This is a genomic window from Faecalibacterium sp. OF04-11AC, from assembly GCF_003460645.1.
GTDB lineage: Bacteria > Bacillota > Clostridia > Oscillospirales > Ruminococcaceae > Faecalibacterium > Faecalibacterium prausnitzii_I.
Window position 1 is genome coordinate 1 of sequence record NZ_QTVP01000030.1, and the last position, 21418, is coordinate 21418.

Annotated in this window: 17 protein-coding genes, 2 tRNA genes and 1 pseudogene; 10 read left to right on the plus strand and 10 right to left on the minus strand. The window is 58.5% G+C overall.

What is annotated here, in order from left to right:
- Positions 1 to 228 precede the first annotated feature (228 nt).
- Positions 229 to 1155 (minus strand): sugar phosphate nucleotidyltransferase, encoded by a 927-nt coding sequence (locus tag DXA70_RS11460; RefSeq protein WP_128118543.1) that lies wholly within the window; start codon positions 1153 to 1155, stop codon positions 229 to 231.
- Between the two features lie 201 nt (positions 1156 to 1356).
- Here DXA70_RS11460 and DXA70_RS11465 point away from each other — a divergent pair, with 201 nt between their 5' ends.
- From DXA70_RS11465 to DXA70_RS11500, 8 genes are all read left to right on the plus strand, one after another.
- The gene (locus DXA70_RS11465; RefSeq protein WP_128118544.1) at positions 1357 to 1869 is read left to right on the plus strand and encodes a hypothetical protein; all 513 of its coding nucleotides are present in this window, start codon (positions 1357 to 1359) and stop codon (positions 1867 to 1869) included.
- An 89-nt stretch (positions 1870 to 1958) separates the two neighbouring features.
- Positions 1959 to 2759, plus strand: a complete 801-nt coding sequence (locus tag DXA70_RS11470) for an SDR family oxidoreductase (RefSeq protein WP_022256881.1) — start codon at positions 1959 to 1961, stop codon at positions 2757 to 2759.
- Positions 2760 to 2841: 82 nt separating this feature from the next.
- The gene (locus tag DXA70_RS11475) at positions 2842 to 3477 is read left to right on the plus strand and encodes an RpiB/LacA/LacB family sugar-phosphate isomerase (RefSeq protein WP_112115650.1); all 636 of its coding nucleotides are present in this window, start codon (positions 2842 to 2844) and stop codon (positions 3475 to 3477) included.
- Between the two features lie 325 nt (positions 3478 to 3802).
- A complete protein-coding gene (locus DXA70_RS11480) occupies positions 3803 to 5548 on the plus strand; it encodes an ammonium transporter (RefSeq protein WP_128118545.1) in 1746 nt (581 codons plus the stop codon).
- A 202-nt stretch (positions 5549 to 5750) separates the two neighbouring features.
- On the plus strand, positions 5751 to 7022 hold the full coding sequence (locus DXA70_RS11485; RefSeq protein WP_128118546.1) for a chloride channel protein: 1272 nt from the start codon (positions 5751 to 5753) through the stop codon (positions 7020 to 7022).
- A 383-nt stretch (positions 7023 to 7405) separates the two neighbouring features.
- Positions 7406 to 9196, plus strand: a complete 1791-nt coding sequence (gene thrS / locus DXA70_RS11490; protein WP_128118547.1) for a threonine--tRNA ligase — start codon at positions 7406 to 7408, stop codon at positions 9194 to 9196.
- A 138-nt stretch (positions 9197 to 9334) separates the two neighbouring features.
- Complete coding sequence (locus DXA70_RS11495; RefSeq protein WP_055191878.1) at positions 9335 to 9607, plus strand: type II toxin-antitoxin system RelB/DinJ family antitoxin; 273 nt, start codon at positions 9335 to 9337, stop codon at positions 9605 to 9607.
- Positions 9604 to 9885: a type II toxin-antitoxin system YafQ family toxin gene (locus DXA70_RS11500; RefSeq protein ID WP_128118548.1), complete on the plus strand. Its 282-nt coding sequence runs from the start codon at positions 9604 to 9606 to the stop codon at positions 9883 to 9885. The genes DXA70_RS11495 and DXA70_RS11500 overlap by 4 nt, the downstream gene beginning before the upstream one ends.
- 60 nt (positions 9886 to 9945) lie before the next feature.
- On the opposite strand, the gene DXA70_RS11505 is transcribed toward DXA70_RS11500, so the two are convergent.
- From DXA70_RS11505 to DXA70_RS11525, 5 genes are all read right to left on the minus strand, one after another.
- Positions 9946 to 10488 (minus strand): hypothetical protein, encoded by a 543-nt coding sequence (locus tag DXA70_RS11505; RefSeq protein ID WP_128118549.1) that lies wholly within the window; start codon positions 10486 to 10488, stop codon positions 9946 to 9948.
- Between the two features lie 89 nt (positions 10489 to 10577).
- The gene (gene trpS / locus DXA70_RS11510; RefSeq protein WP_128118550.1) at positions 10578 to 11639 is read right to left on the minus strand and encodes a tryptophan--tRNA ligase; all 1062 of its coding nucleotides are present in this window, start codon (positions 11637 to 11639) and stop codon (positions 10578 to 10580) included.
- A gap of 125 nt (positions 11640 to 11764) precedes the next feature.
- A tRNA-Asn gene (locus DXA70_RS11515) sits at positions 11765 to 11841 on the minus strand.
- Between the two features lie 40 nt (positions 11842 to 11881).
- Positions 11882 to 11956: transfer RNA gene (locus DXA70_RS11520), tRNA-Glu, on the minus strand.
- Positions 11957 to 12114: 158 nt separating this feature from the next.
- Complete coding sequence (locus DXA70_RS11525; protein ID WP_128118551.1) at positions 12115 to 12747, minus strand: hypothetical protein; 633 nt, start codon at positions 12745 to 12747, stop codon at positions 12115 to 12117.
- A 504-nt stretch (positions 12748 to 13251) separates the two neighbouring features.
- Here DXA70_RS11525 and pckA point away from each other — a divergent pair.
- Together pckA and DXA70_RS11535 are read left to right on the plus strand one after the other, a co-directional pair.
- Positions 13252 to 14856 (plus strand): phosphoenolpyruvate carboxykinase (ATP), encoded by a 1605-nt coding sequence (pckA, locus tag DXA70_RS11530; protein WP_128118552.1) that lies wholly within the window; start codon positions 13252 to 13254, stop codon positions 14854 to 14856.
- 169 nt (positions 14857 to 15025) lie between these two features.
- Complete coding sequence (locus DXA70_RS11535; RefSeq protein WP_128118553.1) at positions 15026 to 16651, plus strand: ABC transporter ATP-binding protein; 1626 nt, start codon at positions 15026 to 15028, stop codon at positions 16649 to 16651.
- 57 nt (positions 16652 to 16708) lie between these two features.
- Here the strand turns inward: DXA70_RS11535 and DXA70_RS11540 are convergent, their stop codons facing one another.
- The 4 genes and pseudogenes from DXA70_RS11540 to DXA70_RS15565 form a co-directional block, all read right to left on the minus strand.
- A complete protein-coding gene (locus DXA70_RS11540; RefSeq protein ID WP_128118554.1) occupies positions 16709 to 18226 on the minus strand; it encodes a sodium/proline symporter in 1518 nt (505 codons plus the stop codon).
- A 255-nt stretch (positions 18227 to 18481) separates the two neighbouring features.
- A complete protein-coding gene (locus DXA70_RS11545) occupies positions 18482 to 19036 on the minus strand; it encodes a GtrA family protein (protein ID WP_128118555.1) in 555 nt (184 codons plus the stop codon).
- A 22-nt stretch (positions 19037 to 19058) separates the two neighbouring features.
- Entirely contained in the window at positions 19059 to 20396 is a 1338-nt protein-coding gene (locus tag DXA70_RS15560) for a glycoside hydrolase family 3 C-terminal domain-containing protein (RefSeq protein ID WP_347553560.1), read from the minus strand.
- Between the two features lie 293 nt (positions 20397 to 20689).
- Positions 20690 to 21337 (minus strand): annotated as a pseudogene (locus DXA70_RS15565) (glycoside hydrolase family 3 N-terminal domain-containing protein); the annotation flags it as partial.
- Between the last annotated feature and the right edge of the window lie 81 nt (positions 21338 to 21418).

Consider the following 21418-nt stretch of genomic DNA (forward strand, 5'->3'; position numbering starts at 1 on the left):
TATTTTGAATTCCCCACTATATTTTTTCTGTGGTATTCCCTTTGGCATACAAAAACACCCCATTTCCTAAACAGTATACCATACTGTCTAACAAATGGGGTGCAGTTCACTACGGGGACAGCCCATTTTTTATCGCAATTTTCAAAAATAGTGCCTATCGAAACGGCATATTTGCGATATGCAGTTTGCGGATGTTGCTTGTGCATTAAAAAAGCAAACTGCTATAAATTAGAGTTCGCCCCAGAGGTTTTCCGGGTAGAGACCCTCGGCGGTCTTCTGAGCGATGCCGGCCACCACCACGGGTTTGTCCTCCCGGTAGGTGACACCGTACCACTGATCGGTGCTGTTCAGCACCTTGACCGTGGCCTTGCCCTCCTCCAGCAGCTCGGTGACCACCAGCGGCAGGAAATACTCACACTTGAGCGGATCCTTGGCCAGATGCTCGGTCAGCCAGCCCGCAAAGCGGCGGTCCGCCTCTTCCAAAAAGCTCTTCCCGAAGCCCCAGAGGTTCATGCTGACCTGCGTTTCGCCGGGCAGGTCCACCCAGGTAGCGCCCTCATCCTCGGTGTAGTGGATGCCGCCCTCGTAGGTCTCAATGCGGGTGCGCTCGATGACGCTGTGGAGGGTGCCGTCCGGGTTTGCCTGGCAGACACCGCGGGAGACCTTGCCGTTTTCCGAGACGGTGTTCTTGAGCAGATAGCTCACCATGCAGTAATCGTACACCTCGCCGTCCTCGTGGGTGGAAAGGTAATCGTACATCACTTTGAATGCCTGCGGGCCGTAGTAATCGTCCGCATTGATGACGGCAAAGGGGCCGTTGATGAACGGCTTTGCGGCCAGAACCGCGTGGCAGGTGCCCCAGGGCTTGACACGGCCCTCCGGGATGGAGAAGCCCTCCGGCAGCTCGTCCAGCTGCTGGAACGCGTATTTCACGTCCATCACCTTGGAGACACGGTCGCCGATGGCCGCCTTAAAGGCATCCTCGATCTCGTGCTTGATGACAAAAATGACCGTCTCAAAGCCTGCGCGGCGGGCATCGTAGAGAGAGTAATCCACAATGACCTGCCCATTGCGGCCCACCGGGTCGATCTGCTTCATGCCGCCGTAACGGCTGCCCATGCCAGCCGCCATGACCACCAAAACGGGTTTATTCATAATAAAAACCTCCTGTTTGTGCCAAAGCTTGATTTTTCATAGCTCCATTATACTCGAAAAGCCCCTGGACAACAAGGCAGGCTTTAAAGCAAGATTTAATTGCTTATTTTGTAAATCAAAGCTTGCCAATCCGTGCAAAACACGGTATACTGGAGCCGCACACTTTTTCCTTTCCAAAACCAAAAATGGAGGTTCCCTTTTATGAACGAAGCCGTTACCAAGCGTTTTCTGCTCTATTTCCGCCTGATGATGCTGGTGTGGATCCTGATCGCCAACGCGTTCTTCCACGTCATTGAATTTGATTACAGCTGGCTGGTGTTTTTGAGCAACATCATGCTGTTCACCATGGAGGGTGACATCAAGGACCGCTTCATTTCCGTGGAGCTGGGCGGCCTTGCAGGCATGGTGCTCACCGTGCTGGCCATGCTGGCCATTGCAGCCCTGACCCCGGTGCTGGGCGGCCTGCCGGGCCTGCTGGTGCCGCTGGCGGTGGTGCTGTTCATCCTCATCATCCTGCACCCCTATGCCCCCAAGGTGCTCAACAACGTCGGCTTTGCCTACCTCACGGTGGCCTGCATCGACGCGGAGACCTTTGCGGCCAACCTGCCCCGGTTCTTCTTCGTCTACATCGTCGGCTCCCTCGTCTTCAACGGGGTCTGCATCCTTCTGATGAAGCCTGCGAAAGCCTTGGCCGCCAAAACCGTAAAAGCATGACCCCCCTGCAAAAGCGATGCCTCGGCATCGCTTTTGTTTTGCCCGGCCCTGTGGTACAATAAGAAAAAACGCAGAAAGGGAGTATCCCCATGTCTCACAAGACCGTCTGGATCACCGGAGCCTCTTCCGGCATCGGCCGGGAGTTTGCCTGCCGGTATGCCAAGCTCGGCTTCCGCCTCATCCTCACCGCCCGCCGCCGGGAGCGGCTGGATCAGCTGGCCGCCGAGCTGCTGGCAAAGTACAACACGTTCTGCCGCGTCCTCCCCGCCGACCTTGCCCGGGAGAGCGAGTGTACTCGCCTGTGTGAGGAGCTGGCCGAGGAGCGGATCGACATTTTTATCAACAACGCGGGCTTTGGCGTCTGCGGCAGTTTTCTGGAGACCAGCACCGAGGCCGAGCTCTCCATGGCCAAAGTCAACGTGCTGGCCATGCACCAGCTGTGCAAGTTCGCGGTGCAGAAAATGCAGGCCCAGGGCTTTGGCACGGTGCTGAACGTGGCCTCCTCAGCAGGCCTGCTGCCGGGTGGTCCCTATATGGCGGGCTACTACGCCACCAAGGCCTATGTGGTCAGCCTGACCCGGGGCATTGCCGAAGAGCTCCGGGAGCAGCACAGCCCTGTCTACGTCTGCGCCCTCTGCCCCGGCCCGGTGGACACCGAGTTCAATGACCGGGCGGGTGTGGTGTTCGCCCTCAAGGGCATTTCCCCCGCCCTCTGTGTGGAGGAAGCCATGCGCGGGATGCTGCGGGGCAAGACCATCATCGTGCCCTCGGCCCTGATGCGGGCTGCCACCACCGCCCAGCACTTTGTGCCCACGCCGCTGCTCATGCCCATTATGGCCCGACAGCAGAAAAAGAAACTGGGCGGCAGCACCCCCACACAGGAACATTGACACCGCCGGGAAACCATGTTACCCTAGAGCACAGAAGAACCGCATTTGATTGCGCAAACAGACCAGACGGAGGTATATTGGAATGAAGATCGCACTCATCAACGAGAACAGCCAGGCTGCCAAGAACGGCATCATTGAAGCCGCCCTGAAAAAAGTGGTGGAGCCCATGGGCCACGAGGTAGTCAACTACGGCATGTACGCAGCCGATGACAAGGCCCAGCTGACCTATGTCCAGTGCGGCATTCTGGCCGCCATCCTGCTCAACAGCGGCGCGGCCGATTACGTCATCACCGGCTGCGGCACCGGCGAGGGTGCCATGCTGGCTTTGAACAGCTTCCCCGGTGTCATCTGCGGCCATGTGGAAGACCCCGTGGACGCCTACACTTTTGCCCATGTTAACGACGGCAACGCCGTGGCCATGCCGTTTGCCAAGGGCTTTGGCTGGGGCGGCGAGCTCAACCTGGAGTACTGCTTTGAGAAGCTGTTCGGCTTCGGCCACGGCCAGGGCTACCCCAAGGAGCGCGTGGAGCCCGAGCAGCGGAACAAGAAGATCCTGGACGGCGTCCGCGCTGCCACCTTCAAACCCCTCATCGATTGCCTGAAGAGCATCGATCCGGACCTGCTCAAGGGCGCTGTGGCCGGCGAGAAGTTCAGCGAGCTGTTCTTTGCCTCCTGCAAGGACGCGGAGCTGGCTGCATACGTCAAGACCCTGCTGTAATTTCCAAAACAACCGTGCCAAACTTTTTCATTCCATCTTTCGGATGTGTTGTGAAAAATGACAAAATCAAACTCCGGGTATTGACAGTTTGACCAAGGCGTTCTATACTCGTGCCATCGAAAGCAAAGGCGCTTGTGGAAGCAAAATTCCACAAGCGCCTTTTGTGTTTCGCGGGGCCACGGGCCCCGTGCGCTCTGGGGGAAATAGAGGGCCCTCAGAACCGTGTTTTGCGCGCTGCCACGTTTGATAGAGGGACGCGCGGCGCAAGTGTACGCCTCCGCCGGGGCTGGCACTCCGGCGGGGAAAACTGTGGGAGGGTACTATCATGTTCAACTCTGTCAACACCTGTTGGACGCTGGTTGCAGCGTTCCTGGTCTACTTCATGCAGGCTGGTTTCGCGCTGTGTGAAGCAGGCTTTACCCGTGCCAAGAACACCGGCAATATTCTGATGAAGAATATGATGGATTTCTGCATTGGCACCCCGTGCTACTGGCTCATCGGCTTCGGCATCATGTTCGGCGGCACGGGCGCTCTGATCGGCGGGTTCGACCCGTTCATTCAGGGAGATTACTCGCACCTGGGGCTCGATATCCCGCTGTGGGTCTACATCGTGTTCCAGACCGTTTTCTGCGCAACGGCCGCCACCATCGTCTCCGGCTCCATGGCCGAGCGCACCAACTTCAAAGCTTACTGCGTTTACTCCGCTATGATCTCGCTGGTGGTCTACCCCATCTGCGGCCATTGGATGTGGGGCGGCGGCTGGCTGCAGAGCATGGGCTTCCATGATTTTGCAGGCTCGGCAGCCGTCCACAATGTGGGCGGCATCATCGCCATGCTGGGCGCGGCCCTGCTTGGCCCCCGTATTGGCAAGTATGATAAAGACGGCAAGCCTCACGCCATCCCCGGCCACAACCTGACGGCCGGTGCCCTGGGCGTGTTCATCCTCTGGTTCTGCTGGTTCGGTTTCAACGGCGGCTCTTCCCTGAGCCTGTCCACCGACGAGACCATGACCCTGACGGGCCTTGTCTGCTTCAACACCAACCTGGCCGCTGCCGTGGCCACCTGCGTGACCATGATCTTTACCTGGAAGCGGTACGGCAAGCCCGATGTCTCCATGACGTTGAACGGTTCTCTGGCGGGCCTGGTGGCCATCACGGCAGGCTGCGATGCCGTTTCTCCGTTCGGCGCATTCATCATCGGCTTTGTTGCCGGTATCCTGGTGGTGCTGAGCGTGGAGTTCTTTGATAACATCGCCAAGATCGATGACCCCGTTGGCGCTGTCTCCGTCCACTTTGTAAATGGTGTCTGGGGCACCATTGCAGTCGGCCTGTTCTCCAACGGCGGCGACGGCGTGGGCAAGGGCCTGTTCTACGGCGGCGGTCTCTCCCAGCTGGGCATCCAGCTGCTGGGCCTCATCACGGTGGATGTTTACGTCCTCATCGTGATGTTCCTCGTCTTCAAGGTCATCGACAAGACCATCGGCCTGCGCGTCCCCGCAGAGGTGGAGATCGACGGCCTGGACATCCACGAGCACGGCCTGGCTTCCGCTTACGCTGGCTTCTCCATCTCCGACGCCAACGCGGCAGCCATGGTTCCCAATGAGAACACCGACCTGGGTGAGGACGACGTCAACAAGGCTTCGGCCCGGATGGTGGACGCCGCCGTCCCCGTGGTGCGGGAGCCCTCTCCCGTCATCCATGATGGAGTGTATGACACCGGAATGCATAAAGTCTCCATCATTGCCAAGCTGAGCAAGTTCGATCAGCTCAAGACCGCTCTGAACGATCTGGGCGTCACCGGCATGACCGTGACCCAGGTAATGGGCTGCGGCATCCAGAAAGGCACCAGCGAGAAATACCGCGGCGTGCCTGTGGACAGCACCCTGCTGCCCAAGATCAAGGTGGAAGTCATCGTCTCCAAGATCTCGGTGGACTCCGTGGTGGAGGCCGCCAAGAAAGCCCTTTACACCGGCCACATTGGCGATGGCAAGATCTTTGTCTACAACGTGACCCGGGTCGTGAAGATCCGCACGGGCGAAGAGGACTTTGCCGCCCTGCAGGACGTGGAATGACCGCCCTGCCCCATTCAACCGCTGTCCCGCCCTTTGGGCGTGACATAAATGTTCTCCTTTTTTCTCCTTTTTCTGAATCCACAATGGCAGCCCCCGCTCCTTTCCGCACAAAGGGAGCGGGGGCCTTGTCGTTTCTTGACATCGGGTTTGGGGTATGCTACAGTGGAACGGCAAAGATCTTACCAGTGAGGATGTGTATTTTATGAGCGAATCGTTCTCCCGCGCTGCCCGCTCCGCCAGGGAGATGGCCCGGATGCTGCTGCGCTGGCTGGTGCTGGCCCTGCCCATCGGCCTGCTGTGCGGCGGCATCGGCACCGCGTTCCATCTGGCGGTAGAGGCCGTCACCGAGCTGCGGGGTGCCCACGGCTGGCTGCTCTGGCTGCTGCCCGCGGCGGGCCTTGCCATCGTAGCCCTTTATAAGGGAACCAAGTGCGAGGGCGTTGGCACCAACAATGTCATCCGGGCCGTGCAGAGCGGCGAGGCCGTCAGCCCGCTGCTGGTGCCCGCCATCTTCTTTGGCACGGTGCTCACCCACCTGTGCGGAGGCTCCGCCGGCCGGGAGGGCGCGGCCCTGCAGATGGGCGGCAGCATCGGCTACAACATTGCAAAGCTGTTCCATTTCCCGGACCATGACCGCCGCACGGCCACGGTCTGCGGCATGGCCGCGTTCTTCTCCGCCCTGTTCGGCACCCCGCTGGCGGCTACCCTCTTCGCCATGATGGTGGAGGATGTGGGCCTGAGCTTCTCGGTGGCGTTCGTGCCCGGGTTCTGTGCGGCCCTGCTGGCCTACGGCATCTCGCTGGCCTGCGGCATTGCCCCCACCCGCTTTGCCCTTTCCGCCGTCCCGGCGCTGGGCATCCTGCCCGTTTTGCAGGTCGCTCTGCTGGGCGTGGCCTGTGCGGCCGTCACCCGGCTGTTCTGTCTGCTGCTCCATGTAGCAGAACACCAGCTTCCCAAGCGGCTGCCCAACCCTTGGGTTCGGGTAGTCCTTGGCGGCGTGGTGGTGGTCGCCCTCTCCTACCTGATGGGGGTGGGCCGCTACAACGGCGCGGGCATGGGGGTCATCACCGCCGCCGTGGAGCAGGGCCAGGCCCTGCCCTGGGATTTTATCTGCAAAATCCTCCTCACAGCGATCACCCTGGCTTCCGGCTTTAAAGGCGGCGAAGTCGTCCCCAGCTTTTATATCGGTGCCACCTTTGGCTGCGTGTTCGGCCCTCTGCTGGGCCTGCCCGCCGGGTTTGCGGCTGCCGTGGCCATGGTGGCTGTCTTCTGCGGTGCCACCAACACCCTCGTCCCCTCCCTGCTGCTGGCCTATGAGCTGTTTGGCGGGGCCGGGCTGGAGCTGATCGCGCTGGGCTGCGGGCTGAGTTATATGCTCTCGGGCTATCATGGCCTGTACAGCAGCCAGACATTCCTCAGCGATAAATTCCACTCGGAGTACACGGCCAGGTGGGAAGCAAGGCTGCACCATTGATTTTTCCATCGTTTTGCCCTTGATTTTTCCCACCGGGCGTGCTACAATCACAATAGTTTCATCCTGTGCAAATCGTCGATGCGGACAAACCGGATCTTCCCCCACACGATGCAGAGAGAGCCGCCCCGGAGCCCCGGGTGCTGCAAGCGGCTTACCGTGCCTGGAGACCCTACCACCGCAGAGTGCAGAGGCGAACCTCTGCCGGGTATGCCCGTTACAGCATAGCGAGTGGCGCGGCTTTTTAAGGCCGCACAATTCGGGTGGAACCGTGGAACGCTGCTGAATTTGTATGTTCAGGCGCTTCATCCCGTAATGACAGACGGGGTGAAGCGCTTTTTGTTTTCCACACTTTTCAAGTTTCAGGTTGAAAAAGGAGTATTATCATGAAGATCATTTATAAGGACGGCCATGTGGACGAGTGCCCGCAGGACCAGGAGCTGCATGTCATCCGCCATACCGCTGCTCATGTGATGGCGCAGGCCATCAAGCGCCTGTACCCGGAGGCTGATTTCGCCTTTGGCCCCGCCACCGAAAACGGCTTCTACTACGACGTGGATCTGGGCGACACCAAGCTCACCGATGAGGATCTGGCCAGCATCGAGAAAGAGATGCACAAGATCACCAAAGAGAACCTGCCCATCAAGCCCTTTATCCTGCCCCGCGCCGAGGCGGTCAAGCTGATGGAGGAGCGTCAGGAGCACTACAAGATCGAGCACATGGCAGACCTGGCCGATGAGACCGAGTTCAGCTTCTTCCAGCAGGGCGAATACGTTGACATGTGCATCGGACCCCACCTGACCTACACCAAGGCCCTGAAAGCCTTTAAGATCACCCAGCAGTCCGGCGCGTACTGGAAGAACGACAAAGAGAACAAGATGCTGACCCGCATCAACGGCGTGGCATTCCACAACCAGGAAGAGCTGGACGCCTGGGAGAAAGAGCAGCAGGAGGCCCGTGAGCGCGATCACCGCAAGATCGGCAAGGAGATGGGCCTGTTCATGACCGACGACCTGGTGGGCCGCGGCCTGCCCATGTTCCTGCCCGCAGGCTACACCGTCTGGCAGGAGCTGGAGAACTATATCAAGGAGAAAGAGCGTGCACGCGGCTACCTGCATGTCATGACCCCCTGCATCGGCACCGTGAACCTCTACAAGACCTCCGGCCACTGGGACCACTACCGTGAGAACATGTTCCCCGCCATGGAGATGGAGGGTGAGAGCTATGTTCTGCGCCCGATGAACTGCCCCCACCACATGATGATCTACGCAAACCGCCCGCACTCCTACCGTGACCTGCCCATGCGGATCGGTGAGATCGCACACGATTTCCGCTATGAGTCCTCCGGCACCCTGAAAGGCATCGAGCGCGGCCGTCACTTCTGCCAGAACGACGCTCACCTGTTCTGCACCCCGGAGCAGATCAAGAGCGAGGTGGCTGATGTCTGCAACCTGATCTTCGAGGTCTACAAGGACTTCAACATCACCGATTACCGCTGTGTGCTGAGCCTGCGTGACCCTGCCGACAAGAAGAAGTACCATGACGACGACGCCATGTGGAACCATGCCGAGAGCGCGCTGCGCGAAGTTCTGACCGAGCTGGGCATCCAGTTCACCGAGGAGATCGGCGAGGCTGCTTTCTATGGCCCGAAGCTGGACGTCAACGTCAAGCCCGCCGTGGGTGCTGAGTACACCCTGTCCACCTGCCAGCTGGACTTCTGCCTGCCTGCAAAGTTCCACCTGACCTATGTGGACAAGGACGGCACCGAGAAGACCCCCGTGGTGCTGCACCGCGCCATCCTGGGCTCTCTGGACCGCTTTATGGCTTACCTGATCGAGGAGACCAAGGGCAAGTTCCCCACCTGGCTGGCACCCGTGCAGGTCAAGGTCCTGCCTGTTTCCGAGAAGACCCTGGAGTACTCCGAGGCCATCACCGAGAAGCTGGTGGAGGCCGGTATCCGTGTGGCTCTGGACGACGACAACCAGAAGATCGGCTACAAGATCCGCGCTGCCCAGCAGGTGGACCGCGTGCCCTATATGCTGGTTCTGGGCGCCAAGGAAGCCGAGGCCGGCAACCTCTCCGTCCGTGACCGCAAGGGTGAGACCACCACGATGGGCGTCGACGAGTTCATCGCGAAAGTCACCGCTGAGATCAAGAACCGCAGCTACAATGCATAAGTTCTGAACAAAACCTATAACGGGAGACCGCTTCCAGTCGGAGGCGGTCTCTTTTTGTTTTGTATCTGTTAATTTTTCGTGCACTGTATTGCGTTTTTCGTGCAAAGCGCTATAATAATAGTAAAGGAGATGATTTGTATGGCAACGACCAATATCAGCATTCGGATGGACTCCGACTTGAAATCTCAGGCTGACGCCTTGTTTTCGGAACTCGGCATGAACCTTTCGACGGCGTTCAATATCTTCGTCCGGCAGTCCCTGCGGGATGGCGGCATCCCCTTTGAAATCAAAATGGATCAACCCAACAAGGAGACCATGGCCGCTATGCTGGAGGCAGAAAGGATCGCAAAGGACCCGAATGTAAAGCACTATTCTGATGTAGAAGAGGCTCTTCGAGAGTTGAAGCGATGAACCGCGATATCGTCTGGACGAACCAATTCAAGAAGGACTACAAACTTGCTCAAAAACGGCATCTCGACATTGATCTTCTGGATAATATCATCCGCACCTTATCACGTGGGGAACCGCTCCCAGAGAAAAACAGAGACCACGCTTTGACCGGCGATTGGATCGGCCATCGCGAATGCCACATCCAGCCAGACTGGTTGCTCATCTACCGCATCGAAGACAATGTGCTCGTTTTGACTTTGGCCCGCACCGGCAGCCACAGCGATTTATTCAGCAAATAATGCGAAACAAACAGCGCCGCTTTCCCATGATCGGGAGAGCGGCGCTGTTGTACTTCGGAATCAGGCCATCATTTTAGTTTTCTCGTCGATCAGCGCGAAAACCTTATCATATACATCGTTTGAAATCATCTGACGCGGCATCCAGAAATCAACCAGTTTTTTTAGTCCTACCGAATCCCCGCAGATTTTCCGGGCCTGTTCATAGGCGAATCTATTTGCATCGACCTCATGCGGCTGGCCAAGATACAAATTGTTGAAATATTCTTCGTCTCCTTTTAATCTGCACTTCAAATAGCGATTTCCTGCCAACTTGTAACACGTCCCGTCGAACATCATAATGTACTGAATACTTCGTTTTATTGTTTCATTAAATCGTTCTCGCTCAAGATATTGGGACGCATGACGCAGTTCATGAAAAAGGTAAAACAGCTTGCTGTATTCAGGCTCTTTATTCAGCTTCTCCGCATTTATAAAAACAGTTCTGCTTGAAACATCAAATGTTCCGTTTGCGGTTTCGTATCCAATAGGCATCTCAAAAGATAACCGTAACTCCAAGTCGTGCTCTCTGCAATACGCTTCAAAATATTTTTTATATTCCGACATTCTCTCACCTCCAATTTCCAATCGTACGAAAAATGCCCCTGCTAAAGTCATTTTTGAGCTTTCAGCAGAGGCATTATGTTTACAATTCGTTACTTCAGCAGGTTATCATCCTCGAAGTAATCGATCTTCATGGATTTGCGCACATCGGCAAGGGTGGCGGCGGCGGTCTTTTCGGCCACGGCGCTGCCGGCTTTCAGGATCTCGACCACCTCGGGCAGGCGCTGCTCCCACTCTTTGCGGCGGTTGCGGATAGGCTCCAGCTCAGCCTGCATGACACTGTTGAGGAATTTCTTGATCTTGACATCGCCCAGGCCGCCGCGCTGGTAGTGGGCCTTGAGCTCGTCCAGGTTCTGGTACTCCGGAAGGAACTCTGCAAAGTGCTCCGGGCGGCTGAATGCATCCAGATAGGTAAAGACCGGGTTGCCCTCCACCTTGCCGGGGTCCTGCACCCGCAGGTGGCCGGGGTCGGTGTACATGGACATGATCTTCTTCTTGATGTCCTCGGGCTCATCGGAGAGGTAGATGCAGTTGCCCAGGCTCTTGCTCATCTTGGCCTTGCCGTCAATGCCGGGCAGGCGGAGGCAGGCAGCGTTCTGGGGCAGCAGGATCTCCGGCATGGTCAGGGTCTCGCCGTAGACGGTGTTGAACTTGTGCACGATCTCGCGGCACTGCTCCAGCATGGGCATCTGGTCTTCGCCCGCCGGGACAGTGGTGGCGCGGAACGCTGTGATATCAGCGGCCTGGCTGATGGGATAGGTAAAGAAACCAACGGGGATGCTGGTCTCAAAATTCTTCTGCTGGATCTCCGCCTTGACGGTGGGGTTGCGCTGCAGGCGGGACACCGTGACCAGGTTCATGTAGTAGAAGCTCAGCTCGGTGAGTTCCGGCACCATGGACTGGATAAAGATGTGCGCCTTGGCAGGGTCGATGCCCACCGCCAGGTAGTCCAGCGCCACCTGCAGGATGTTCTGGCGCACTTTCTCCGGGTTATCGGCGTTATCGGTCAGGGCCTGTGCGTCCGCGATCATAATATAGATCTCGTCGAACTTGCCGGAATTTTGCAGACGGACACGCTCTTTCAGGGAGCCGACATAGTGGCCCACATGCAGGCGGCCGGTCGGGCGGTCGCCCGTCAAAATGATCTGTTTCATAGTATTCTCCATATTCTCCTTAACAAGAGATCTTTTGATATAAGTATATCCCCTGTCCATTTCGCTGTCAACCAAACTGAGGCCAAACAAAAGAAAAAGCGATGGAAAAATTTCCATCGCTTTGCTGGCGCCTCTTGCCTGACTCGAACAGGCGACACCCTGATTAACAGTCAGGTGCTCTAACCGACTGAGCTAAAGAGGCATCTATATAAAACGGCGTACAGCGTTTTACTACTATAAAATGGTGACCCGTACCGGAATCGAACCGATGTTAAAGGCGTGAGAGGCCTCTGTCTTAACCGCTTGACCAACGGGCCATACGTCCATTTTGCATCGGGGGTTTCGCTCCCGACTCGATTATTTTAGCATAGGAGTCCGACTTTGTCAACAAGAAATTTCAAATTTTTCAAAATTGTTTTTGGACGCGCCTGTTTTCCGCGCAGGAGCGGCCAAAAACACCAGAAAAAATCCAGTCTCAGAGCCAGCGCCGCACCCGGCGCACCTGGCTTTTTGCCATGCCGAGGGCCAGCCCGATGTACACGCCCACCACGCTCTCCGCCTCGCCCAGCTCCATCTGCTGGCGCTGGGGCAGCTCCCGCAGCGGGCCGGTATACAGGCACTCCAGCCCGGGCAGGGTGGTGTAATCGCTGGGGTGCATCAGGGTGCTGTCCTTGGGCAGGTCCACCGCACCGCTCTTTTCCAGCACCTCGCTGACGAACTGGGAGCAGAAATAGTGCCGCCGGCGCTGCCACCGGATGTGCAGCCAGCAGAGCAGCAGTCCCAGCGAGTTGAACCGGTAGAGGTGGCCGTGGTTCATCATATGCTCCGCGCGGCGTCTGGCCCGGGCATAGGCTTCCTCCGAGACTTCCAGCGCATAGAGCGCGCAGGGGATATTCTCCCGCTGCAAAAACAAGCCCCGGTTGAGGTACTCCCTGCTGGGGCCTGCCGGAAACATGGTATAGCCGTTTTTGCGGGTGGAACTGTATAGGGTGCTCAGGTCCTCGTCAAACGCAAGGGAAACATGGGTATACTGTGCCCCGGTGAGGTGATACACCAGATTGGACAGCAGCGTGCCCGAGCGGGTGAGGAAGAGGTAAAGGGTTTTCATATGAGGTATGTTCTCCATATCGTGACACGCGTGCGTGCGTCTTTTCATCGTCCGCGGGCAGCAGACACTGCCCTGTGGTCTGTACAGTATACCATAAGCAAAGGAATTTTACCAGAGAAAAATATCGAAAATGCGGTGAAATCTTTTCCACCTCGGTTCATCTTTCCTTTTTATGGTCTGGTTTGCCCGGTTCATGTGTCCCAGCTTGCCAAAATTTTATCAAAGTTGTGATTTTTAAGGGTTATCCTTATTTTTCGTTTGTCAAAGGGGCTTTGTTTTTTCCAAATTCACCGCAATCCCCTAAGATTCTTAATGAAATTTGTTATTTTCACAGAAAAGCCTGCCCTGTACTGGTTGATTTTGGGGGCGATTCATGTATAATGATAGACAGGAGAATACGCATCCGTATTTCTTCATCGGCTGCGCGGCCCCCCTTTTGGCTGAGGGGCGGCCAGCGCGTTTAGAGGTTCGATGATTTGAAACGAAAGAAGAGGTATCAGTATCATGGCAAAGTTGGATCTGAGCAAGTATGGTATTACCGGCACGACGGACGTCGTGTACAACCCCTCCTACGAGCAGCTGTTCGAGGAAGAGACCAAGCCCGGCCTGGAAGGCTACGAAAAGGGCCAGGTCAGCGAGCTGGGTGCCGTCAACGTCATGACCGGCATCTACACCGGCCGTTCTCCCAAGGATAAGTTCATCGTCATGGACGAGAACTCCAAGAACACCGTGTGGTGGACCAGCGACGAGTATAAGAACGATAACCACCCCGCTTCTCAGGAAGCATGGGCTGCTGTGAAAGAGATCGCCAAGAAAGAGCTCTCCAACAAGCGCCTGTATGTGGTGGATGCTTTCTGCGGTGCCAACAAGGACACCCGCATGGCCGTCCGTTTCATCATGGAAGTGGCCTGGCAGGCACACTTCGTCACCAACATGTTCATCAAGCCCACTGCTGAGGAGCTGGAGAACTTCGAGCCCGATTTCGTGGTCTACAACGCTTCCAAGGCAAAGGTCGAGAACTACAAGGAGCTGGGCCTGAACTCTGAGACTGCTGTCATGTTCAACATCACCAGCAAGGAGCAGGTCATCGTCAACACCTGGTACGGTGGCGAGATGAAGAAGGGCATGTTCTCCATGATGAACTACTTCCTGCCGCTGAAGGGTATGGCTTCCATGCACTGCTCCGCCAACACCGATATGGAGGGCAAGAACACTGCCATCTTCTTCGGCCTGTCCGGCACCGGCAAGACCACCCTGTCCACCGACCCCAAGCGCCTGCTGATCGGCGACGACGAGCACGGCTGGGATGACAACGGCGTCTTCAACTTTGAGGGCGGCTGCTACGCAAAGGTCATCAACCTGGACAAGGACTCCGAGCCCGATATCTACAACGCCATCAAGCGCAACGCTCTGCTGGAGAACGTTAGCCTGGATGCCGAGGGCCACATTGATTTCGCTGACAAGAGCGTCACCGAGAACACCCGTGTGTCCTACCCCATCAACCACATCCAGAACATCGTCCGTCCCATCTCCTCTGCACCCGCTGCCAAGAACGTCATCTTCCTGTCTGCTGACGCATTCGGCGTCCTGCCCCCGGTCTCCATCCTGACCCCGGAGCAGACCCAGTACTACTTCCTGTCCGGCTTTACTGCAAAGCTGGCCGGCACCGAGCGCGGCATCACCGAGCCCACCCCCACTTTCTCCGCCTGCTTCGGCCAGGCTTTCCTGGAGCTGCACCCCACCAAGTATGCTGAGGAGCTGGTCAAGAAGATGCAGAAGAGCGGCGCCAAGGCTTACCTGGTCAACACCGGCTGGAACGGCACCGGCAAACGCATCTCCATCAAGGATACCCGCGGCATCATCGACGCCATCCTGAGCGGTGCCATCAACGAGGCTCCCACCAAGAAGATCCCCTACTTCGACTTTGAGGTTCCCACCGCTCTGCCCGGCGTTGATCCCGCCATCCTCGACCCGCGCGATACTTACGCAGACGCTTCTCAGTGGGAAGAGAAGGCAAAGGACCTGGCTGGCCGCTTCGTCAAGAACTTCGCAAAGTATGAGGGCAACGAGCACGGCAAGGCTCTGGTCTCCGCTGGCCCTCAGTTGTAAGCAACCCCTTTCCTCTCCATTGTTCAGAATAGCATGAATAGCGGGGCTGTCACCGGTGGGTGACGGCCCCGCTTTTGTTGTATTTTTCTCGATTTTCTTGTATCCTGTGGGGGGTATGCTATACTGAAACCAGCTTTTTACGCGCGTTTTTCCAGAGGAGGATGTGGAAATGAAACACCGGACTGTCAACGATTATTTCAAGCAGCAGTGGCCCCGGCTCAGCTTGTTTGCGGCATTCACGCTGGGCGTCTCATTCTTTGCCCCGCTGAAAAATTTCCAGCTCAAATGGCTCATTGACTCCAAATCAAAACAGGAGGCCCTGGGCTACATGGGGCTGGTGTTTGCCATTACGTTCAGCAGCTGGTTCTTTGAGCGGCTGAGCCGCCGCTCCTTTACCAGGATCGCCTGCGGGGCCGTGGAACAGGTGCGCCAGCGCATTCTGGAGCAGGTGCTGTACCGCACCGTGGCCCAGTACAACGCCGAGGGCGACGCGGCTTACCTCTCCCTCCTGACTACCGACCTGCGCACCCTCTACGACGATTACTATATGTCCCTGTTCAGCATCGTGTTCTGGGGCGGCATCATGCTCTGCGCGCTGGCCATGTACCTCTACATCAGCCCGGTGATGCTTCTGGCGATTTTATTGGTGACCATCCCGCCGCTGGTGCTTCCCCGCCGGATGAACGAGCGGCTCAAGGCCACCCGGAACGCGTTTTCCCTCCAGATGGCCGGTTACACCCAGCAGCTCAAAGAGCTTCTGGGCGGGTTTGAGATCATCCGCAGCTTTTTGCGGGAGGACGCCTATGCCGCTCTCCACCAGAAAGCCGCCCGCAAGGCCCGGGAGAGTGAGCTGGACTATCAGCAGAGCCTGAACGCCATGGTGACCAACACCTCCCTCATCAGCAATCTCATCTTCCCCGTCGTGATGCTGGTGGGCCTTTTCCTCGCTTTTGACGGGCGGCTGACCATGGGCACCGTTTCCACTGCCGCCAGCATGGCAAACTTCGTCATCACCCCCTGCCACCAGATCGCCCAGTGCTGGGCCAAGGTCAAGTCCTCTCAGGGCATCCGCCAGCGGCTGGAAGCCGCCATGGCGGAGCCGCAGGTGGCCGAGCAGGGGGAGCCCATCGGCCACATTGATTCCATCCAGTGCGAAACCGTCCGCTTTGCTTACCCCAACACTGCGGAGCCCGTGCTGAAAGATGCCTCCCTGACCGTGGACGCCGCGCAGAAAGTGGCCCTTGTGGGCGAGAGCGGCTGCGGCAAATCCACGCTGGCCAAGCTCTTGTTCCAGTATTACCCGGATTACTCCGGCGACATCCTCTTCAACGGCCGACAGGTGCGTACACTGGACCGCACCGCCCTCTACCGCCGGGTGGGCTACATCGCCCAGACGGCGTATCTCTTCCACGATACCATCCGGAACAACATCTGCCTGCACGAAGATTTCCCAGACGAACAGCTGGCCCACGCCATTGCAGCGGCAGGCCTTACGGACTGGGTGGCTTCCCTGCCCGACGGGCTGGATACCGTCATCAGCGAAAACGGCAAGAATCTCTCCGGCGGCCAGCGCCAGCGCATCGGCATCGCCCGGCTGGCCCTGCGCAGCTATGACCTCATCATTGCGGACGAGATCACTGCCAGCCTGGACCCTGACACCAGCCAGCAGGTGATGGAAAACCTCATCGCCATGCCCTGCATGGTGGTAGCCATCACCCATGATGTGGCCGGTTCGTTCATGCACCAGTTCGATAAAGTTTACCGCGTGGAACACGGTGTGGTGCGGGTGGCGTGACGATACAAAAGAACGCCTGTCGGAAGCTTCCGGCAGGCGTTCTGCTTTTTCTGCTCTTTATTTTGCCGCGTCGAACTCAGCCACGATATCGGCCGTGGGGGCGGGCGTCACGAGGCTGACCACCACGCAGACGGCCAGGGAGGTGAGGAATGCGGGCAGCAGCTCATAGATGCCGAACACGCCGCCCAGCGGGCTGATGAGGTACTTCCAGACGAAGACCATCAGGCCGCCGGAGAGCATTCCGGCCAGAGCGCCCTGCCAGTTGCAGCGCTTCCAGAACAGCGCGCAGAGTACCACGGCGCCGTAGGAGCCGCCGAAACCGGCCCATGCAAAGCTGACGATGCCGAACACGCTGGAGTTGGGGTCACGGGCCAGCACCACGCCCACCACGCTGACGCAGACGATGGTCAGGCGGGCCGCAAACAGGCTCTGCTTCTCGGTCAGCTTGAGGTGCGCAAACTCCTGCAAAATGTTCTGAGAGACGCTGGAGGCGGCTGCCAGCATCTGGCTGTCCGCCGTGGACATGGTAGCGGCCAGGATGCCTGCCAGAATGAGGCCCGCCAGAACGGCTGCCAGTATGCCATGGGCGCTGATGAGGCTGGCAATGCGGACGATGATGGTCTCGCTGGAAGAACCGCTCAGAAACTCCAGAGCGCCTGCCTTGGTCATGCCAAGGCCCACCATGCCGATGATGATGGAAGCCGTCATGGCGATGACCACCCAGACGGTGGCAATGCGGCGGCTGAGCACCAGCTTCTTCTCGTCCTCAATGGCCATAAAGCGGAGCAGGATGTGGGGCATTCCAAAGTAACCGAGGCCCCACGCCATGGTGGATACGATGTCCAGCAGGCTGTAGCTGGTGGAACCGCCCGTGGCGGCATCGTGGCTGGCCATCATGGTCAGGTAGCCGGAGATGCCCTGGGCGTTCTCCACCACAGCCCCCCAGCCGCCTGCCACGCTGATGCCATACACCAGCACGGCCACCAATGCCAGCGACATGACGATGGACTGGATGAGGTCGGTGGTGGTCACGGCACGGAAACCGCCCAGGATGGTGTAGCCCACGATGATGAGGGCCGACACCAGCATGGCCGCCATGTAATCCACCCCAAACAGGCTGTGGAACAGCTTGCCGCAGGCCGCAAAGCCCGAGGCCGTGTAGGGCACGAAAAACACGATGATGATGACCGCGCCCAGTGCGTTGAGCAGGTTGCGCTGGTCGTGGAAGCGCAGGGACAAAAACTGCGGCACCGTGATGGCGTCGAGGTTGGCCGAGTAGCGGCGGAGCCGCCGGGCCACGATGAGCCAGTTGAGCCAGGTGCCCACGGCCAGGCCGATGGCCGTCCAGCCCGGCGAGGCAATGCCCGTCAGGTAGGCCAGACCCGGCATTCCCATCAGCAGCCAGCTGGACATATCGCTGGCCTCCGCGCTCATGGCAGTGACCAGCGGGCCCATCTTGCGGCCGCCGAGGTAGAAATCGGTACTGTCTTCATTGGATTTGCTGTAGGCAAAGCCAACGGCCAGCATCGCCGCCAGGTACACGACGATGGTAGCCACAATGCAAACGTTCGTCATAGATACTTTCCCCCTTTGACTTCTCTTTCCCAAAAGAAGACTGTCTAGATTTTACCACGGTAAAGCATAAAAGTGCAAGGGTTTGGGAGCAACTTCTTCTCATTTTCCAAAAAACTGTTCTCCCCACGCGGAAAATCCCCCAAAACGACGACAAACCGCCCGAAACAGAGCCTGTCCCGGGCGGTTTGCTTGCAGATGGAGAACTGTGATGAAGAAAAATGATAGGAAACGTGAGAATGTCGTAAAATACAGGCGTCACACCTGTTTGGCCTCGCCCTCCGGGAAGATGACCTTGTTGACGAAGAAGAAGATCACCATGGAAATGCCGCCGTTGAGGATGGTGGTGCCGATGTTGTAGATGAAATCCGGCACCAGCAGGCCTGCCACGGCCACCCACACGCAGTTGATGGAATTGACGATGCAGGTGATAACGCAGAACGCGAGGATGTACCAGCCGATCTGCTTGGCGAGGTTGCCCTTGCTGCGGAACACGAGGTTGCGCTGGATGGGGAAATTGATGCACTCGCCAATGATCATGGCCACCATGTAGGCGCAGAAGTAGGGCAGACCGCCGTGAGCCGCGTCGTATCCGAGGATATTCCACTTGAATGTCTCCCCGAAAAGGGTAACATCCATGCCCGGCCAGCCGAAATCCACCACGGGCAGGCTGCTGAACGCTTTGGGCAGGAACTGCAGCAGCAGATACTTGAAGACCGTGATGAGGTTGGACACGATCACAAAGAGTCCACCCTCCCGCACCCATTTCGCAGCGGCCGGGTGCCGGGCCGCAAAGTTGTTCCAGAAATTCATGCAGGATTCCTCCTTGGTCCGTTCAGCCCTGATGCAGCCGCTTTTCCAGCTGTGCGTTGAGGATGACGTTCTTGATCGCCTCATAGGCCACCCGCAGCAGGCCGATGATCCAGAATCCCTGTGCTTCCATCACGATGCCATCCACCATACCCATGCTCACCGCACCGTTGGTCATCTTGGCCAGAGCACGCAGCGGCATATTATACTGGAATAGGATGTTCAGGTCCGGCTTGCCGTTTTCCATGCTCTTGCGGAGCAGGTGGCCCAGCACGGCGCTGGCCGCCCAGCCCAGCGGACTGCGGCCATGGCTCAGCTCGCCCAGGGTCATATTGCGGTCAATTTTGGTTTTGCTCTCCGGGATGGGGCGGCCCAGCAAAGCCTCAAACTCGGCATCGGTGATCTTGCGCACCTCGGCGGTCTTATAGTGGAGCATCTCTTTGCCTGCATAAGGGTCCGGCGCAGCAGTGCCCTCCACTGTGACCTCAGCCTGCAGACGGATGTCCTCGCAGGAGGCACCCACCCGCAGCTCGTAGCAGCCGCCCTCCACTTCCCAGTGGTTGGTCAAAACGTTCCAGTAACGGAACGCCTTGTCGTCCAGCGGAATGGTCACTTCCCGGCTCTCACCGGGGTTCAGAAAGACTCTTGCAAAGCCTTTCAGCTCCTGCGCCGGGCGGAAAATTTTCGCGTCCGGCTTTGCCACATAGAGCTGCACGATCTCCGCGCCTGCCACGCTGCCCGTGTTGGTCACCGTGAGGGTGACGCCCGCCGGGCCGGCCTTGAGATCGCTGTATTCAAAGCTGGTATAGCTCAGGCCATAGCCAAACGGGAATGCCGCCGGGATGCCCGCGGTCTGGTGGTAGCGGTAGCCCACATAGAGGCTCTCGCGGTATTCCACGGTGCGGCCCTCGCCGCCAAAGTGCGCCCGGGCGGGGGTCTCGTGGTAGGCGTTGGCCCAGGTCTCGGCCAGCTTGCCGCTGGGGCAGACTTTGCCCGTCAGGACATCCAGCATGGCACCGGCACCGGCCTGCCCGCCCAGGGCCCCGTAGACCAGCGCCCGGCAGTTCTTGAGCCAGGGTGTTTCCAGCGAGGCACCCGCACTGAGCACCACCACCACATTGGGGTTGACCTGGCCGATGGCTTCCAGCAGGTCCAGCTGGTTGACGGCCAGTTTCATGTCCGAGCGGTCGATGCCCTCGCTCTCCTTGATCTCGTCCAGACCCAGGAAGAGCAGCACGGTATCGGCTTTCCGGGCCAGCGCCACGGCCTCGGCCTTGCGGGCGTCGTCCAGGCGACCCTGACGGTCAAAGCCGGGGGCAAAGCCCACGCTCTGCAGGCCGCTCTCGGCCAGCTGCTCCAGCACGGAATCCACCTTGATGGAGTTGACGGCGCTGGAGCCCGCGCCTGATACCGGGGCGTCTGGGCGAAATCCCCCACGACAGCCACCCGCTCGCCCGCTTTCAGAGGAAGCAGACCGCCCTCGTTTTGGAGCAGGACCACGCTCTCCGCTGCCGCGCGGCGGGCCAGCGCGTGATGCGCCTCGGCGTCAAAGGTCCTGGGCGCCTTTTCGACAGCCGCATGGGTGGTCAGCACCAGCTCCAGCAGCTCGTCCAGCCGGGCGTCCACATCCGCTTCCGAAATTTTGCCGTGTCCCACGGCCGCTTTCAGCTCCCGGATGGCGTCCCCACCGGGGAACGGCATTTCCAGCGTGGAGCCGTTCTTCACGCCCAGAGCATGGTCGTTGGAGCCGCCCCAGTCGGTGACGACGGCCCCGTCAAAGCCCCAGTCCCTGCGGAGGATGTCCTTGAGCAGGTGCTCGTTCTCGTTGGCGTAGGTACCGTTGATGAGGTTGTAGGAGGACATGATGGTCCTGGGCTTTGCCTCTTTGACCACGATCTCAAAGCCGGTAAGATACAACTCCCGCAGGGTGCGCTCGTCCAGGATCGAGTCGCTGGCCATCCGGCGCAGCTCCTGGCTGTTGACCGCAAAATGCTTGGGGCAGGCGGCAATGCCGTTTTTCTGGATGCCCCGTACATAGCCTGCCGCCATTTTTCCAGAGAGGAAAGGATCCTCCGAAAAATACTCAAAGTTGCGGCCGCAGAGGGGGCTGCGCTTGATGTTCAGGCCCGGGCCCAGCAGCACAGCCACCTCCTGCGCGGCGGCCTCTTCCCCCAGAGCCTCACCGATGGCCTCGCCCAGGGCGGGGTCCCAGCTGTTGGCCACCGTGGCGCTGGTGGGGAAACAGGTGGCCGGGACACTGGGGTTCAGGCCCAGATGGTCCGCCGCGCCTGCCTGCTTGCGCACCCCGTTGGGGCCGTCCGAGAGGGTGATGGCCGGGATACCTTTCTCCGAGAAATTCCGGGTGGTGAAGACCGTCTCGCCCGA

Bases quoted from the DNA above. Each gene is read 5' to 3' on its own strand.
- DXA70_RS11465 (WP_128118544.1), top strand. From the start codon at position 1,357: ATGAACGAAGCCGTTACCAAGCGTTTTCTGCTCTATTTCCGCCTGATG.
- DXA70_RS11545 (WP_128118555.1), bottom strand. From the start codon at position 19,036: ATGAATTTCTGGAACAACTTTGCGGCCCGGCACCCGGCCGCTGCGAAA.
- DXA70_RS11470 (WP_022256881.1), top strand. From the start codon at position 1,959: ATGTCTCACAAGACCGTCTGGATCACCGGAGCCTCTTCCGGCATCGGC.
- DXA70_RS11485 (WP_128118546.1), top strand. From the start codon at position 5,751: ATGAGCGAATCGTTCTCCCGCGCTGCCCGCTCCGCCAGGGAGATGGCC.
- trpS (WP_128118550.1), bottom strand. From the start codon at position 11,639: ATGAAACAGATCATTTTGACGGGCGACCGCCCGACCGGCCGCCTGCAT.
- pckA (WP_128118552.1), top strand. From the start codon at position 13,252: ATGGCAAAGTTGGATCTGAGCAAGTATGGTATTACCGGCACGACGGAC.
- DXA70_RS11495 (WP_055191878.1), top strand. From the start codon at position 9,335: ATGGCAACGACCAATATCAGCATTCGGATGGACTCCGACTTGAAATCT.
- DXA70_RS11540 (WP_128118554.1), bottom strand. From the start codon at position 18,226: ATGACGAACGTTTGCATTGTGGCTACCATCGTCGTGTACCTGGCGGCG.
- thrS (WP_128118547.1), top strand. From the start codon at position 7,406: ATGAAGATCATTTATAAGGACGGCCATGTGGACGAGTGCCCGCAGGAC.
- DXA70_RS11525 (WP_128118551.1), bottom strand. From the start codon at position 12,747: ATGAAAACCCTTTACCTCTTCCTCACCCGCTCGGGCACGCTGCTGTCC.
- DXA70_RS11505 (WP_128118549.1), bottom strand. From the start codon at position 10,488: ATGTCGGAATATAAAAAATATTTTGAAGCGTATTGCAGAGAGCACGAC.
- DXA70_RS11480 (WP_128118545.1), top strand. From the start codon at position 3,803: ATGTTCAACTCTGTCAACACCTGTTGGACGCTGGTTGCAGCGTTCCTG.
- DXA70_RS11475 (WP_112115650.1), top strand. From the start codon at position 2,842: ATGAAGATCGCACTCATCAACGAGAACAGCCAGGCTGCCAAGAACGGC.
- DXA70_RS11460 (WP_128118543.1), bottom strand. From the start codon at position 1,155: ATGAATAAACCCGTTTTGGTGGTCATGGCGGCTGGCATGGGCAGCCGT.
- DXA70_RS11535 (WP_128118553.1), top strand. From the start codon at position 15,026: ATGAAACACCGGACTGTCAACGATTATTTCAAGCAGCAGTGGCCCCGG.
- DXA70_RS11500 (WP_128118548.1), top strand. From the start codon at position 9,604: ATGAACCGCGATATCGTCTGGACGAACCAATTCAAGAAGGACTACAAA.